We start from the raw sequence: 13,672 nt of genomic DNA on the forward strand, positions 1-13,672 counted from the left end.
CGAAAAAGCCGCTGAGCGATCAGCGGCTTTTTTATTAGAACGAATACCGCAACCCTAACCGGATCCGGTACTGCTCGCGGTTGTAATCATTCCATCGGTCAAGCCACTGTAGCTCAAGATACGGCAGCCAGTTTCTGTCGATTTTATAGCTGAACTTGTTGGTAATTTCCCAGTGATGATCTTTACCATTTTTGCTGTGGTAATCATTCACCCGCTGGAAAAAGTGCGGCTCAAAGGTGTAGAAAAACGCATCCGTCACTTTGAAATTCCAGTAGTTGGCGAATTCATGCGTGTCGTTCTTATCCATCTGCCCGTTATAGTCCGGCGTATCGTAATTGTTATGGTTATAGCGATAGCGGAACGTCAGATTAAACCAGTCCGTAAATTTGTAATTGGTATCTAAATAAACCGCGCCACCTGATCCTGCGCTGCTGTCATTAATTAAGCCGCCGGGCTGGAAGGTCAGTTTGTCGGTCGGTTTGAAGAGCGGATACCACCCCTCGATTTCGTTATAGCTGTGCTTCAGTTCGTCCCATTTCCCCACGTTATAAGCGTTGGTGAACATCAGTCCCGCGCCCATATCGAAGTTATAGCCCGCACGCAGGATCACTTCGTGCAGCTCAGAGGCGGTGTTGTAGGCTTCGCGCGTTTCGACATAGGCCCCGGCAAAAACCGGGCAGGACACAGACGACACGATCAGTACAGTAATGATTCTTTTCATAATTTGTCCATGTATCAGGTACAGAAAGGCCTCCCTCCTGATAAACAGGAAGGACATAGTGGCCGGATTTATTGTTATAAAGTGACTGCTGACGCTTTATTGTTGGTGGTTATTTCAGGGGTATTTGCTGTCTGTTTTTTCCGTTTTCCAATCTCCTCGATAATAAAGGCGAAGCGCGCTTCGTTGAGTTTATAAAACAGCCCCATGGTCACGGCGGCAACGATCGCCAGGCCGCACGGCCAGAGGAAAATAAGCTGACGCAACCCAAGCAGCGTGCCCGCGCTCTGCACGGCATGGGGAACGTAGCCAATCTGGGTCAGCATAATACCGGGCAGAAAACCAGCCAGCGCCGCGGAGATTTTGCGCGAGAAGGTATAGCCGGTATACACTGACCCTTCGGCGCGGATCCCGGTTTTCCACTCGCCGTAATCAACCGTATCCGGCACCAGCGCCCAGTTCAGGCTGTTCACAAACGCGGTGCCGAAAAAGGCCATGCAGGAAAAGAGCACGAACAACAGGGAACTGGTCCCCCAGACGAAGTTCAGCACGTCGCCCACCGCCCACAGCGTCAGCCCGCCCAGATAGACCGGCTTCTTGCCAAAGCGCTTCACCGCGCCAGGCACCAGAAACACGCCAATCAGAATGCAACCCATGCTGAAAAAGCCCATCCACGACAGGAGATGCAGATCGTTCAGCACGTACTGGGTGTAATAGACCTGAATCGCCAGCTTGATGTTAAACGCGGCGAGGGTACACAGGTTGGCGATGCACAGCACCAGCAGCGGCGGATTGCGGAAAATCGCGCAGAACGATTTCAGAATGCCGGGCTTATGGTGATCGGGCGTAAGCTCGACGTAGCGCTCTTTCACCCCGCTGTAGCACCACCACATGCAGAACAGTCCCCCGGTGACGAACACCAGCGCGGCCACCAGATAGCCGAGTGAGGGCTGGCTGACGAACAGCGCCTGAATCGGCATAAAGCCGACAGTACAGAGCAACAGTCCTACCGTTGCGCCGCCCTGACGCCACGCCGCAAGCTGCGCGCGCTCGTTCGGGTTTTTGGTGATGGCCGGAACCATTGCACCGTAGGCGCAGTTCATCAGGCTGTAGCAGAGGCCAAACATCATGAAGAGCACGGTGGCGAGGGCCGTTTTCACCGTCAGGCTAAAGTCGTTGGCCATAAACTGCGCCGTGGCCACCAGCGCCACCGGAACGGAGGCGTAGAGAATGAATGGCCGGAATTTGCCCCGCGCGCCGATATTACGCCGGGAGTCCAGCAGCACCCCGGTCAGCATGTCGGTAAACGCGGTAAAGAACTTGGCGACCAGAAAAATGATGCCGCCGTAGAACGCGGGCATGCCCAGCTCGTCCGTGTAAAACTTTAGCAGATACAGCGTGCCAATACACAGCATCAGGTTCGAGCCAAAATCACCCATCCCGTAGGCGCACTTCTCTCGCAGGCTCAATTTCAGGGTTAACGGATCAGTATTATGTGTCATGGTCGATCCTCAAAGCGCCCCGCAGGGCGCTCAATCACGTCATTTATGCCGTACGTTTGCGCAGCTCAATTTCTTCCACGATGCGCACATACATCTTCTCGTTAAGGTTGTAGAAGCAGCCCATCGCCACGATGGTGATGACTGCCAGCAGACTCGGATAGATAAATATCAGCTGCCGTAGCCCTTCAACCGTGCCGGCGGATTGCACCACGTTGGGCACATAGCCGATCTGCGTGAGCATGATCCCCGGGAAGAAGCCCGCCAGCGCCTGCGATACCTTACGGAAGAAGGTAAAGCCGGTGTAGACCGTCCCCTCGGAGCGTACGCCGGTGCGCCACTCGCCGTATTCCACGGTATCGGACACCAGCGCCCAGTTCAGGCTGTTCACGAACGCGGAGCCGAAGAACGCCAGGCAGGAGAACGCCACGAAGCTCACCGAGCCGCCGCCGAAGAAGTAGTTAAGCAGATCGCCCGCCACCCAAATCATCAGCCCGCTGATGTAGACCTTTTTCTTACCGAAGCGCCGCACCGCGCCGGGCATCATAAAGACGCCGATAAAAATACAGCCCATGCTGAAGAAGCCCATGTACGACAGCAGGATCGGGTCGTTCAGTACGTACTGCGTGTAGTAGACCTGAATGGCGAGCTTAACGTTAAAGGCGCCCAGCGTGCACAGGTTAGCGATGCACAGGATAAACAGCGGACGGTTCCCGGCGATGGCGCGAAACGACTGCAACAGCCCCGGTTTCTGCGCCGGGTTAGCAGGCTGCGTCTCGACGTAACGCTCGGTTACGCCTTTATAGCACCACCACATAAAGAACAACCCGAACAGCGAGAAGAGGGTGGCGGCAAAGATGTAGCCAAGCTGGTCGTTGCCCTCAATCAGGTTCATCACCGGGACAAAGCCCACCGTACAGAGCAGCAGACCCAGCGTGGCGCCGCCCTGGCGCCAGGCGGCCAGCGAAGCACGCTCGTCCGGGTTTTTGGTAATGGCGGGCACCATCGCGCCGTAGGAGCAGTTCATCATGCTGAAGAACAGGCCGTACAGCATGAACAGCACCGTCGCCATCACCGTTTTACCGGTAATTTCAAACGGTGTGCCGACGAAGTTAGCTATCGCCAGCAACGTTACCGGGAAGGCTGCATACAGCACGAACGGGCGGAATTTCCCTTTCGGGCCGATCTTGCGCCGGGAATCGAGCATGATCCCGGTGCCCATGTCGGTGAAGGCGGTAAAAAACTTCGCAATCAGGAAGATAATCCCGCCGTAGGTGCCAGGCAGCCCCAGGACGTCGGTGTAGAACTTCAGCAGATACAGCGTGCCGATATCAAGCAGGATGTTAGAGCCGAGATCGCCCATCCCGTAGGCGAGTTTTTCTTTAAACGGCAGGCGCAGGGTTGCCGGATCAGAAGTATGTTGACTCATTATTGTTCTCCGTCTGCCCGCAGGTTTCCCCGCGGGCGAGCCTTATCAGATATGACGTAAGGTGCTAAACAGATCTGCCCATTCGCTGTGCTGGCGATAGAAGACCGGCGGTTTGCCGAGCGGGGCATCAACGGTGATGTCACCGCCCTGGCAGGTTTCCCCGGTCCACGCATTGACCCAGGTGTCCTGCGGCAGATAGAGCGACCAGTCGCGGCGTCCCTCTTCATGAACCGGCGCCACCAGCAGATCGCGGCCAAACAGGTACTGGTATTTCAGCGTGTAGGCGCGCGCGTCGTCCTCGTAGTGCAGGAACAGCGGGCGCATCACCGGTAGGCCGCTCTTCGCGTTCTGCGCTACCGCAGCTTTGATGTACGGCTTCAGAGTGGTGAAGACGGTGGTCATGCGCGCGAAGTGGGCGATGGTGTCCGCGTCGCCGTCGAACTGCCAGTTATCGCCAGGGCGGTTGCCCTCGTGGGTACGCATCATCGGCGTAAAGGCGCTGAAGTCGCACCAGCGCAGCAGCAGCTCTTTGCTGCGCTTCATCTCGAAGAGCGTCGTATAGCCGCCAATGTCGCTGTGGTGCAGCCCGTGCCCGGTCATTGCCAGCGACAGCGCCGCCGGTACGACGGACGCCAGACCATCGTCCAGGCTCCAGTCGACGTTCTGATCCCCCGCCCACATCATCACCGAGTGCTTCTGGCTGCCGGTGTAGCCCGCGCGCATGAAGAACAGGATCTCCCCGAGCTTGCCGGTCTCCTCCAGCGCTTCGTAGTTACATTTCGCCCACAGGGCAGGCCAGGCGTTATGCATGATCTCCGCGCTCACGCCGTTGTGCAGGAAGGTATCGGTCGGCAGATATTCCCCGAAATCGGCCATCCAGCCGCCGCAGCCCAGTTCGATCAGGTTCTTTTTGATCACCTCTTTGTACCAGCTGTAGGCTTCCGGGTTAGTCAGGTCGATAACGCCCGCGTAGAACTCGCCGAACTCAACGTGGTAATCCTTGCCGTCGGCATCTTTGGTCAGATAGCCGCGCTTCGACGCCTCTTCGCAGAGATCTTTATCGCTGGCGACGTAAGGGTTGATATAGGAGAGGAACTGCACGCCTTCCTCTTTCCACTGCGCAATCCGCTCATCAAGCTGCGGATAGAGCGCGCTGTTCCACTTCCAGTTCCACATTACGCGTTTGCCAAAGGAGGTCATCCGGATGCCGGACCAGTCCTGCGCCCAGATGCCGTTTACCTTCACGCCGCCCTCGCGCATGGCGTCGAGCTTCTGCTGACACACCTCGGTGCCGCCCTGAATACCCAGCGTCACGCCGTCGTAAACCCAGTCCGGCAGTTCAGGCTGACGCCCCAGCAGGCCGGTCAGTTTTTCCAGCAGATCGACGTAGGTTTCTGCGCATTCGAAGCGCAGCGTGGCGTTATCTTCCCAGAATGCCAGCTCGTGGAAGTCCGGCGCGCTGAAGTCGAAGTTCATATAACAGCTGTTATCCACGTGGCAGTAGTACTTCTGGGTGCTCACGAAGGTAGGCTGTGGGAAGAAGGTCCAGTAGTAGTCGCCGCCCGCGTTCTCTTTGCAGTCGGCCTGCCAGGTGACGTAGGTCTGCTTATTGCGGCCCACGCCCTGCTCGCTGGTCCACAGCGGGAACGGCTTGCCGCGCAGATCGAAATACGAGAACTGCTCGCCGCAGCCGTAGATATGATCGTCAGGCTGAGCCGCCAGCCGCAGCCAGATGCGGTTATGGCTGGCGGCGTCATTTTTCAGCTTCAGCTCAAGACGGCCTTCCGCATCGACGCCCACCAGCAGCGTGGCGCTCACCGCATCGCCGCGGGTAAAGCGGATCGCCCAGCCCGCGCTTTGCTGCGTGACGGTCGCGTTCGTCAGGGCAATCTTTTCGTTAAGCTTGTCTTTGATGCTGAAATTGCCGCGAAACATCTCGATATCCGCTTCGCCTGCACCGATCCACAGGCAGGGGGCATCCGCAGAGTGGGATAAAATCAGACGGTCCTGCCAGCGCAGGGTGAAACCACTTTCGTTATTTTTCAGGTCAATATTGTGTAGGGTACGCATAAAAACTCCGTCTTTATTATTTGGCCAGGCTATCCAGTAATCCGGCGGCTACGGCAGGGGCTAAGCCCGGCGCCAGCGGCAGGCGGGGGATCACCAGGCAGTGCAGCAGGTGGTAAATATCCTGCTTGCCGTCCCAGACTTTGGTGGTCACTTCGTTATTGGTGTCCAGCTCCTGCCACCATGAACCGTTTTCGTAATCCATCAGGTACTTGATGCAGTAATCCCACCATTTCTGATACCAGGCTTCGTACTGCGCCTCGCCGGTGACGGTGTAGAGCGCGTAAGCCGTGCCCATCGCCTCGACGATTGGCCAGCGCACGCGTTCGCGCACGATAGGCTTGCCGTCCCAGCCCACGGAGTAGACAAAGCCGTCCGCCCCGTCGGGTGCCCAGGCGTCGCGAATAGTGGCGTGAAACAGGCCTTTCGCATCTTCCAGCAGCCACTCCGGCGGGGTTTCAAAGCGGGCTTCCAGCGCGGCACGCAGGTGCAGCATCAGGCGGCCCCACTCGATCCAGTGCCCCGGCGTGCCGCCGTAGGCGCGGAAGCGGTGGGCAGGGTTATCGATGTTGTAATCGCGGATCGGGTTCCAGCTGGTGTCGAAATGCTCGTTAACGCGGTACTCCCCTTTGCGCGCCACGTCGTGAATAATCACCGAGGCGATACGCAAGGCGCGGTCGAGCCATTTCCGGTCGTGGGTCACGTCATAGACGATGAGGAAGGCTTCCACGGCGTGCATATTGGCGTTACCGCCGCGATAGTCTTCCGTTTTGCTGAAGGCTTCGTCCCAGGACTCCAGGCACATCTGCTCCTGTTCGCTCCAGAAGTAGCGCTCAATCACCTCGATGGCATTGTCCAGCAGCTTGCGTGCCTGCGGGTGGCCGGTGGTGACGGCGCTCGCCGCGCCCAGCAGGACGAAGAAATGCTGATAGCCCTGCTTGGACGCATCAATCACGCCTTCATCGTTTACGCAGGCGTACCAGCCGCCGTGCTGTTTATCGCGCAGCGGACCGTTCAGGGCATTAATGCCGTGCTCAACCAGCGCGTACGCGCCGGGGCGCCCCATGTTCGCCGCCACCGCGTAAACGTGCAGCATGCGGGCGGTGATCCACAGATGGGTGCCCATATCGCTGCGCACCTGCCCGTTATTGCCCAGCCAGCCAAAGCCGGTCGGTACGGCGGCGTTTTTACCGAAATCGAGAATGCGGTCGGTCTCTTGTTCGAGCCAGCGGTTATGGCTCAGGGTGTTAAACCATTTCATGTTCGGGTCCTTTCTTAACGGCGAGCCATCATTTCGTCGACGATCTCACCCAGACGCTGAAGTTTTGGCACGGAAATATCACGCAGCATCAGCTCGGTGTCCGGCAGGCCAATCACCGATGACCAGACGGCGCGCCCGGCTAAAAAGCCCGATGCCCCCGCCTGCATGGCGACGCTTACGGCACGCGGGAATAACTTATCGTCCACGCCGGAGGAGAGGATCACCCACGGCATGGCGATGTTCTCGTTCAGCTTCTGCGAGGCCGTCAGTAGCTCGTGCTGTGTGCCCTTACCAAACAGCGGCATTTCCACTTTGTAGAGGTCGGCGCCGCTGTCGCCCAGCTCTTTGGCCGCATCGATGATCGCCTGCTCGCGGTCAAACGCGGCGCCGCGGCGCGGGGGACGCACCACCGGCTCGATAATGCTCAGCAGCCCGTTGTCGTGGCACAGCGTATTGAACGCTTTCACCATTTCCAGGCGCTGCTGCGGATCTTCATCGCTGCGCCACAGCACCAGCAGCTTCAGCGCCTTACCGCCATCGCGTTTGACCGCCTGCGCGTCAACGTTCTTGTCGATCACCACGCTGTCGACCGGAATGCCGTTCCCCGGGATAAACTCGTCGGCGGCGACAATCATTGCGCAGCTTTTGGCCACGGCCTGCTGCTCGACAATCTGGCGGTAGCAGAACTGCTGGTCGACGAGGATCGCAGAGGCGTACGGCGACAGAATTTTCGCCGCATTGACCTTGAAATCCGTCAGGTGCTGGTCGGTTACCGGCACCGGCGCGCCTGCGGCAGCAAACATCAGGCGCATCGCTTCGCGCTGATCCACGGCCAGCATCGCAAAACCGCCGGAAGGTCGGGTGATATCTTTCAGGGTGTACATCGTCATTCCTCAGTCCTTTCGTATCAGTGTGTTTTTTTCAGCCCGGCAGATGCGCGAACCTGTTCAAGAATGGCTGTCCAGTCTTCGCGCCCGCGCCCGGCGGCGCGTGCCTGGTTGTAAACTTCGCGGGAAGCCGCGCCCAGCGGCATCGGAACGTGGAGCTGGTTGGCCACGTCGAGGGCGATCCCCAGATCCTTATGCGCAAGGTCGATCATAAAGGCGGGTGAAAGATCCCCTTTCAGTACCTTGTTCGGCCATGACGTGGTGAAGTGGCCTTTACCCGCCGGCGTGCCGCTCATCACCTTGAGCGCCACGTCAAAGGAGAGGCCAAGCGCTTCGCACAGTACGGCGGCTTCGGCGGAAAGGGCGTTCAGGGCGATGCTCATGTAGTTATTGATGAGCTTCACGCGGATGCCCATTCCCGGCCCGCCGGCGTTAATCAGTTCATTGCCCATCGCCATTAAAACGGGGGTGGCGCGCTCAACCTGCTGCGCCGTACCGCCCGCCAGCAGGAGCAGCGTACCGGCGATGGCATGATCAGAGGTGCGTCCGACGGGCACGTCCATCAGGCTGAAGCCTTGCTCAGCCATGTCGCGGATCAGTGCGTCGGTTTGCAGCGGGTGAATGGTGGACATATCAATGACCAGCGCGTCGCGGGATAACCCTTCGCATACGCCGTGCTCGCCGAACAGCACGCTGCGCACCAGGTCGCCGTTTGGCAGCATGGTAATGACGAATTCGGCCTCCGTTACGGCCTGCGCTGGCGTTCCCGCCGCCCGGGCGCCGCTCTCTACCAGCGCCTGAACCGCCTGCGGGTTCACATCAAAAACGTTAAGCTGGTGGCCCTGTTTCAACAGATTCTTCGCCATGGGCGCGCCCATCTGTCCTAAGCCGATAAATGCGATTGCTGACATGCCTCTCTCCTGTCACATCGTGTCAATTTTTGCGCGTTTGTGGTGTCTGTTTTTGATCGTATTTGTAATTTATAGTCAAAAAATTGACACGGGTCACTTTTTAAACATTTGGTGAAATTAAAATGAAGGCATCAGAAATCGCAGAAGGAATCACCATGACTCGCATCGTTTGTGTCGGCATTACCGTGCTGGATCGCATCTGGTATCTCGATGATTTACCGAAAGAAGGTGGGAAATATGTCGCAAAAGACTATACGGAAGTGGGCGGCGGCCCGGCGGCAACGGCGGCAGTGGCAGCCGCGAAACTGGGCGCGGAAGTGGATTTTATTGGCCGGGTGGGGGACGACGATACCGGCAGACGACTGCTTGCGGAGCTGGAATCCCTGGGGGTGAACACCCGCTATACGCGCATAGTTAAGGGAGCCCGATCGTCGCAATCGGCGGTGCTGGTGGACGCAAGCGGAGAGCGCGTTATTGCCAACTACCCCAGCCCCGATCTCCCTGCGGCGGCAGACTGGCTGCATGAAATCGACTTCTCTCAGTGGGACATTGTCTTAGCCGACGTGCGCTGGCATGACGGGGCAAAACAGGCATTTACCCTGGCCCGCCAGCAGGGCGTACCGACGCTGCTGGATGCGGATGTCACCCCGCAGGACATCGCGGATCTGATTGCCTTAAGCGACCACGCGGCCTTCTCCGCGCCAGGACTGCGGCGGTTAACGCAGCTGGATGAAACCGAAAACGCGCTGAAGAAAGCACAAACGCTCACAAATGGACATGTGTATGTCACACAGGGGCGAGACGGCTGTTTCTGGCTGGAAAACGACACGCTATGTCATCAGCCTGGTTTTGAAGTGAACGTCATTGATACCACCGGGGCGGGCGACGTGTTCCACGGTGCGCTGGCGGTCAGCCTGGGGCAGAAATTACCCGCCGCAGACGCCGTGCGTTTTGCCAGCGCCGTCGCAGCACTGAAATGTACAAAGCCCGGCGGGCGCGCGGGTATACCCGACTGTGATCAAACCCGCTCTTTTTTGTCACTTTTTGTATAAAATGCGGGGCGTGATGGTTTTCAGAGGACAGCCCATGAGCCTTACCGAACTGACCGGCAACCCGCGTCACGATCAGCTGCTGACGCTGATTGCCGATCGCGGCTATATGAACATTGATGAACTGGCGCAGCTGCTGGATGTCTCCACGCAAACCGTGCGCCGGGATATCCGCAAGCTCAGCGAGCAAGGGCTGATCACCCGTCATCACGGCGGCGCGGGCAGGGCATCCAGCGTGGTCAACACGGCGTTCGAACAGCGTGAAGTCTCGCTTACCGAAGAGAAACGGGCGATTGCCGAAGCGATTGCGGACTATATTCCCGACGGTTCGACCATTTTTATCACCATCGGGACGACCGTGGAGCACGTTGCCCGGGCACTGCTTAACCATAATCATCTGCGCATCATCACTAACAGCCTGCGGGTGGCGCACATTCTTTATAAGAATCCGCGCTTTGAGGTGATGGTGCCCGGCGGTACGCTGCGCCCGCATAACGGCGGCATTATCGGTCCTGCGGCAACGGCGTTCGTGTCAGGATTTCGCGCAGATTACCTGGTCACCAGCGTCGGGGCGATAGAGCACGACGGCGCGATGATGGAATTTGACGTTAACGAAGCCAGCGTGGTGAAAACCATGATCGCTCACTCCCGTCACATTTTACTGGCGGCCGATCATACGAAATACCACGCCTCCGCGGCGGTTGAAATCGGCAACGTGGCGCAGGCGACGGCGCTGTTCACCGATGAGCTGCCCGGCCCGGCGCTGCAAAATCACCTCAAATCCAGCAAGGTTGAGGTTGTCGAAGTCAATTCCGGAGAAGAGCAGCAGGCTGGCTGAAAATCCTATGGCCCGATATTGCGATTCGGGCCTTTCCTTTCTCTAAGCTGAATCTGGCGCATAGCTAAAGTTTCTCTTTCCCGCTACAGTTACTTTTCCACGGCGAAAGGAGATAAACATGCTTTATATCTTTGACTTAGGAAATGTAATCGTCGATATCGATTTTAACCGGGTGCTGGGCGCATGGAGCGATTTTAGCCGTGTTCCGCTGGCGACGTTAAAGCAGAATTTCGCGATGGGTGAGACTTTCCATCTGCACGAGCGCGGTGAGATCAGCGATGAAGCGTTCGCAGAGCGTTTCTGTCAGGAAATGGGTCTCTCGTTAAGCTACGAGCAGTTTTCCCACGGCTGGCAGGCCATATTTGTCGCGATCCGCCCCGAAGTGATCGACATCATGCACAAGCTGCGCGAGCAGGGGCATCGTGTCGTCGTCCTGTCGAATACCAACCGCCTGCATACCACCTTCTGGCCGGATGAATACCCGGAAATCCACGCGGCGGCAGATAAGGTGTATCTCTCCCAGGAGATGGGGATGCGTAAACCTGAGGCGCGTATCTATCAGGCGGTATTGCAGGAAGAAGGATCCACGGCGGCGGATGCGGTCTTTTTTGACGACAACGCCGATAATATAGAAGGGGCTAATCAGTTAGGTATCACCTCCATTCTGGTGACCGGAAAAGAGACGATACCGAACTACTTTGCGAAGCAGTTATGCTAAAAACCGTTCATCAAAAAGCCAATCACCACACGCGCCCGCTGAGGGCGTGGCTGAAACTCCTCTGGCATCGCATTGACGAGGACAACATGACCACGCTGGCGGGCAATCTCGCTTACGTGTCCTTGCTCTCGCTGGTGCCGCTGGTGGCGGTGATTTTTGCGCTTTTTTCGGCGTTTCCGATGTTTGCCGATGTGAGCATGCAGCTTCGCCATTTTGTTTTCGCGAACTTTATTCCTGCCACCGGCGATGTGATCCAGAACTACATTGAACAGTTTGTCGCAAACTCCAGCAAGATGACGGCGGTGGGGGCATGTGGGCTTATTGTTACCGCGCTGCTGCTGATGTACTCCATCGACAGTGCGCTCAACACCATCTGGCGGAGCAAAAAAGTCCGCCCGAAGGTTTACTCCTTTGCCGTCTACTGGATGATTTTAACCCTTGGCCCATTGCTGGCGGGGGCAAGCCTGGCGATCAGTTCCTACCTTCTTTCGCTGCGCTGGGCGACCGACTTAAACAGCGTGATCGATAACGTGCTGCGTATATTCCCGCTGATTTTATCGTGGCTTTCGTTCTGGCTGCTCTACAGCGTGGTACCAACCACGCGCGTACCCAACCGGGATGCCGTGGTGGGTGCGCTGGTCGCGGCGTTGCTCTTTGAGCTGGGCAAGAAAGGATTCGCGCTTTATATCACCATGTTCCCCTCTTATCAGCTGATTTACGGCGTGCTGGCGGTGATCCCCATTTTGTTTGTCTGGGTCTACTGGACGTGGTGTATCGTCTTGCTTGGCGCCGAAATAACTGTCACTCTCGGGGTCTACCGCGAACTCAAAAAAGCAGCAGAAGCTGAAAAACAACAAGAAGCAGACCAACCATGATTGCATTGATTCAGCGTGTAACCCGTGCCAGCGTCACCGTGGCGGATGAGGTGACGGGTGAAATTGGCCCAGGACTTTTGGTGCTCCTGGGTGTCGAAAAGGATGACGACGAACAAAAAGCCAACCGCTTGTGTGAGCGCGTACTGGGCTACCGCATTTTCAGCGATGCGGAAGGCAAGATGAACCTGAACGTTCAGCAGGCGGGCGGCAGCGTGCTGGTGGTCTCCCAGTTTACGCTGGCCGCGGATACCGAACGCGGCATGCGCCCGAGTTTTTCGAAGGGCGCGGCACCGGATCGCGCAGAAGCCCTTTACGAGTACTTTGTTGAGCGCTGTCGCCAACAGGACATGAATACACAAACCGGACGATTCGCTGCGGATATGCAGGTTTCGCTGGTGAACGATGGCCCCGTCACATTCTGGCTCCAGGTATGAGCCAACTGGCGGCATGGCCGCGGGTAACAAGAGAGAGTACAGCTATGTATCACCTTCGAGTACCGCAAACGGAAGAAGAATTAGACGCTTATTACCATTTCCGCTGGGAAATGCTGCGCAAGCCCCTGCATCAACCTAAAGGCTCTGAACGCGACGCCTGGGACGCGATGGCGCACCACCAGATGGTGGTTGATGAAGAGGGCAACCTCGTTGCCGTGGGACGTCTGTATATCAATGCCGACAACGAAGCTTCAATCCGCTTTATGGCCGTTCATCCCTCCGTGCAGGACAAAGGCCTTGGAACGCTGATGGCTATGACGCTGGAATCCGTTGCCCGTCAGGAAGGGGTCAAGCGTGTCACCTGTAGCGCCCGCGAAGATGCCGTTGAGTTCTTTGCCAAGCTTGGTTTCGTGAATCAGGGGGAAATCACCGCCCCGCAAACTACGCCGATTCGTCACTTTTTGATGATCAAACCCATCGCCACGCTGGACGATATTCTCCATCGCGCCGACTGGTGCGGGCAGCTCCAGCAGGCGTGGTATCAGCACATTCCGCTCAGTGAAAAAATGGGTGTGCGTATTCAGCAATATACCGGGCAAAAATTTATTACCACCATGCCGGAAACCGGCAACCAGAACCCGCACCATACCCTGTTTGCCGGCAGCCTGTTTTCACTCGCCACGCTCACTGGCTGGGGACTGATCTGGCTGATGCTGCGCGAACGTCATCTCGGCGGCACCATTATTCTGGCCGATGCCCATATCCGCTACAGCGCCCCGATCAGCGGCAAGCCGAGCGCGGTTGCTGACCTGGGCGCACTGGGCGGCGATCTCGACCGTCTGGCGCGTGGACGTAAAGCACGCGTACAGATGCAGGTGGAGCTGTTCGGCGATGAAACGCCAGGCGCGGTGTTTGAAGGCACCTATATCGTTCTGCCAGCGAAGCCGTATGGCGCGTATGAAGAGGGCGGGAACGAGGAGGAGTAG

At 57.5% G+C, this 13,672-nt stretch carries 13 protein-coding genes; 6 read left to right on the plus strand and 7 right to left on the minus strand.

What is annotated here, in order from left to right; all coding sequences use genetic code 11:
- Nucleotides 1-34: 34 nt before the first annotated feature.
- The 7 genes from ompL to yihU all read right to left on the minus strand — a co-directional run bounded on the left by ompL (nucleotide 35) and on the right by yihU (nucleotide 8,772).
- Nucleotides 35-721: a porin OmpL gene (gene ompL, locus ACJTMZ_RS20510; protein WP_003861929.1), complete on the minus strand. Its 687-nt coding sequence runs from the start codon at nucleotides 719-721 to the stop codon at nucleotides 35-37.
- A 74-nt stretch (nucleotides 722-795) separates the two neighbouring features.
- Complete coding sequence (locus ACJTMZ_RS20515; RefSeq protein ID WP_017382668.1) at nucleotides 796-2,220, minus strand: MFS transporter; 1,425 nt, start codon at nucleotides 2,218-2,220, stop codon at nucleotides 796-798.
- 43 nt (nucleotides 2,221-2,263) lie between these two features.
- Complete coding sequence (locus ACJTMZ_RS20520) at nucleotides 2,264-3,646, minus strand: MFS transporter (RefSeq protein ID WP_003861932.1); 1,383 nt, start codon at nucleotides 3,644-3,646, stop codon at nucleotides 2,264-2,266.
- A 45-nt stretch (nucleotides 3,647-3,691) separates the two neighbouring features.
- Entirely contained in the window at nucleotides 3,692-5,716 is a 2,025-nt protein-coding gene (locus ACJTMZ_RS20525; protein WP_252011148.1) for an alpha-glucosidase, read from the minus strand.
- Nucleotides 5,717-5,732: 16 nt separating this feature from the next.
- Entirely contained in the window at nucleotides 5,733-6,974 is a 1,242-nt protein-coding gene (yihS, locus tag ACJTMZ_RS20530; protein ID WP_017382670.1) for a sulfoquinovose isomerase, read from the minus strand.
- 14 nt (nucleotides 6,975-6,988) lie between these two features.
- The gene (gene yihT / locus ACJTMZ_RS20535; protein ID WP_015569905.1) at nucleotides 6,989-7,864 is read right to left on the minus strand and encodes a sulfofructosephosphate aldolase; all 876 of its coding nucleotides are present in this window, start codon (nucleotides 7,862-7,864) and stop codon (nucleotides 6,989-6,991) included.
- 17 nt (nucleotides 7,865-7,881) lie between these two features.
- A complete protein-coding gene (gene yihU, locus ACJTMZ_RS20540; RefSeq protein ID WP_032649900.1) occupies nucleotides 7,882-8,772 on the minus strand; it encodes a sulfolactaldehyde 3-reductase in 891 nt (296 codons plus the stop codon).
- Nucleotides 8,773-8,927: 155 nt separating this feature from the next.
- On the opposite strand from yihU, the gene ACJTMZ_RS20545 reads away from it, so the two are divergent.
- The 6 genes from ACJTMZ_RS20545 (at nucleotide 8,928) to fabY (ending at nucleotide 13,672) form a co-directional block, all read left to right on the plus strand.
- A complete protein-coding gene (locus ACJTMZ_RS20545; protein ID WP_026080563.1) occupies nucleotides 8,928-9,824 on the plus strand; it encodes a sugar kinase in 897 nt (298 codons plus the stop codon).
- 34 nt (nucleotides 9,825-9,858) lie between these two features.
- Entirely contained in the window at nucleotides 9,859-10,659 is an 801-nt protein-coding gene (locus tag ACJTMZ_RS20550; RefSeq protein WP_003861944.1) for a DeoR/GlpR family DNA-binding transcription regulator, read from the plus strand.
- Nucleotides 10,660-10,777: 118 nt separating this feature from the next.
- Complete coding sequence (gene yihX, locus ACJTMZ_RS20555) at nucleotides 10,778-11,377, plus strand: glucose-1-phosphatase (RefSeq protein WP_017694048.1); 600 nt, start codon at nucleotides 10,778-10,780, stop codon at nucleotides 11,375-11,377.
- Nucleotides 11,371-12,252, plus strand: a complete 882-nt coding sequence (locus ACJTMZ_RS20560) for a virulence factor BrkB family protein (RefSeq protein ID WP_003861949.1) — start codon at nucleotides 11,371-11,373, stop codon at nucleotides 12,250-12,252. The genes yihX and ACJTMZ_RS20560 overlap by 7 nt, the downstream gene beginning before the upstream one ends.
- Nucleotides 12,249-12,686: a D-aminoacyl-tRNA deacylase gene (dtd, locus tag ACJTMZ_RS20565; protein WP_015569909.1), complete on the plus strand. Its 438-nt coding sequence runs from the start codon at nucleotides 12,249-12,251 to the stop codon at nucleotides 12,684-12,686. The genes ACJTMZ_RS20560 and dtd overlap by 4 nt, the downstream gene beginning before the upstream one ends.
- A gap of 44 nt (nucleotides 12,687-12,730) precedes the next feature.
- Entirely contained in the window at nucleotides 12,731-13,672 is a 942-nt protein-coding gene (gene fabY / locus ACJTMZ_RS20570; protein WP_015569910.1) for a fatty acid biosynthesis protein FabY, read from the plus strand.

The sequence above is a fragment of the Enterobacter sp. DN genome (assembly GCF_046054285.1).
Classification (GTDB): Bacteria; Pseudomonadota; Gammaproteobacteria; order Enterobacterales; family Enterobacteriaceae; genus Enterobacter; species Enterobacter hormaechei_C.

What these genes read in the sequence shown, in the direction of transcription:
- ompL (WP_003861929.1), bottom strand. Translation starts at nt 721, where the DNA reads ATGAAAAGAATCATTACTGTACTGATCGTGTCGTCTGTGTCCTGCCCG.
- ACJTMZ_RS20515 (WP_017382668.1), bottom strand. Translation starts at nt 2,220, where the DNA reads ATGACACATAATACTGATCCGTTAACCCTGAAATTGAGCCTGCGAGAG.
- ACJTMZ_RS20520 (WP_003861932.1), bottom strand. Translation starts at nt 3,646, where the DNA reads ATGAGTCAACATACTTCTGATCCGGCAACCCTGCGCCTGCCGTTTAAA.
- ACJTMZ_RS20525 (WP_252011148.1), bottom strand. Translation starts at nt 5,716, where the DNA reads ATGCGTACCCTACACAATATTGACCTGAAAAATAACGAAAGTGGTTTC.
- yihS (WP_017382670.1), bottom strand. Translation starts at nt 6,974, where the DNA reads ATGAAATGGTTTAACACCCTGAGCCATAACCGCTGGCTCGAACAAGAG.
- yihT (WP_015569905.1), bottom strand. Translation starts at nt 7,864, where the DNA reads ATGACGATGTACACCCTGAAAGATATCACCCGACCTTCCGGCGGTTTT.
- yihU (WP_032649900.1), bottom strand. Translation starts at nt 8,772, where the DNA reads ATGTCAGCAATCGCATTTATCGGCTTAGGACAGATGGGCGCGCCCATG.
- ACJTMZ_RS20545 (WP_026080563.1), top strand. Translation starts at nt 8,928, where the DNA reads ATGACTCGCATCGTTTGTGTCGGCATTACCGTGCTGGATCGCATCTGG.
- ACJTMZ_RS20550 (WP_003861944.1), top strand. Translation starts at nt 9,859, where the DNA reads ATGAGCCTTACCGAACTGACCGGCAACCCGCGTCACGATCAGCTGCTG.
- yihX (WP_017694048.1), top strand. Translation starts at nt 10,778, where the DNA reads ATGCTTTATATCTTTGACTTAGGAAATGTAATCGTCGATATCGATTTT.
- ACJTMZ_RS20560 (WP_003861949.1), top strand. Translation starts at nt 11,371, where the DNA reads ATGCTAAAAACCGTTCATCAAAAAGCCAATCACCACACGCGCCCGCTG.
- dtd (WP_015569909.1), top strand. Translation starts at nt 12,249, where the DNA reads ATGATTGCATTGATTCAGCGTGTAACCCGTGCCAGCGTCACCGTGGCG.
- fabY (WP_015569910.1), top strand. Translation starts at nt 12,731, where the DNA reads ATGTATCACCTTCGAGTACCGCAAACGGAAGAAGAATTAGACGCTTAT.